This is a genomic window from Desulfosporosinus sp. I2 (assembly GCF_000960765.1).
GTDB lineage: Bacteria > Bacillota > Desulfitobacteriia > Desulfitobacteriales > Desulfitobacteriaceae > Desulfosporosinus.
The window spans coordinates 1-961 of sequence record NZ_JYNH01000292.1 but is presented as its reverse complement, the minus strand read 5'-3'; the positions used below and the strand labels follow the sequence as shown (position 1 = coordinate 961).

1 pseudogene is annotated in these 961 nt (G+C 44.0%); it reads left to right on the top strand.

Features of this window, described 5'->3' with window-relative positions:
- Window positions 1-53: 53 nt before the first annotated feature.
- Window positions 54-961 (top strand): annotated as a pseudogene (locus UF75_RS25740) (sodium:solute symporter family protein); the annotation flags it as partial.

Below are 961 nucleotides of genomic sequence, written 5' to 3'. Positions count from 1 at the left end.
TCTTAGGCTCCCATTATGAATCCTCTTTTATTCGGCGTTGGTCAGCAGCGCTCATGAGTATCGTCTTACCCATCTATGCCGCCTCAGTGATGATCGGTGGTGCAAGATTCTTAGAAGAAACCTTAAAGATGAACTATACAACTGCGCTCTTGATTCTCTCTCTCATAGTACTAGCATACGTCTTTTTTGGTGGTCTCAGAGGAGTTGTTTATACAGACGCCTTCCAGGGTACGTTGATGTTCGTTATGATGCTCCTGCTCATTATTTTAACGTATAAGATGTTAGGCGGAGTCTCTGTCGCCCACGCTAAGTTAAACGCCATGAATAGTTTAGTGCCTGCAGCGCTGGCAAAACAAGGCATGGTGGGTTTTGCTTCAATGCCTACATTTCTATCTCAAAACTGGTGGTTTGTCATTTCAACCTTAGTTCTTGGAGTTGGCATTGGTGTTTTAGCCCAACCTCAACTCATCGTTCGTTATATGACGGTTAAATCTGGCAAAGAATTAAATAGAGCCTTAGCTTTTGGCGGAGTATTTATCCTTTTTATGACCGGCGTCGCTTTTACAGTCGGTGCACTTTCGAATGTTTACTTCTATGAAACCACTAAAAAGGTTTCTATGATGGCTTCTGCGGTCGGAGGAGCTCCTCCTAACACAGATAAAGTCATTCCCTTGTTTCTGACTCAGGCTTTTCCTTCCTGGATCTATTACTTTTTCTTGCTAGGGCTTCTGGCTGCAGCCATGTCGACCTTGAGCGGCCAGTTTCACTTTATATCAACCTCGATCAGTTATGATTTGCTTGGCAAAACCAGTAAAGACGACTCCGGCAAAACTATTTGGTTAGCTCGAATGGGTTTGATCGTGGGTTTTGTGATTACCGTCTTTGTGGCCTTTTTATTACCGGGAAGCATAATTGCCATCGGAACTTCCATTTTCTTCGGCCTTTGCGCGTCTGCATTCCT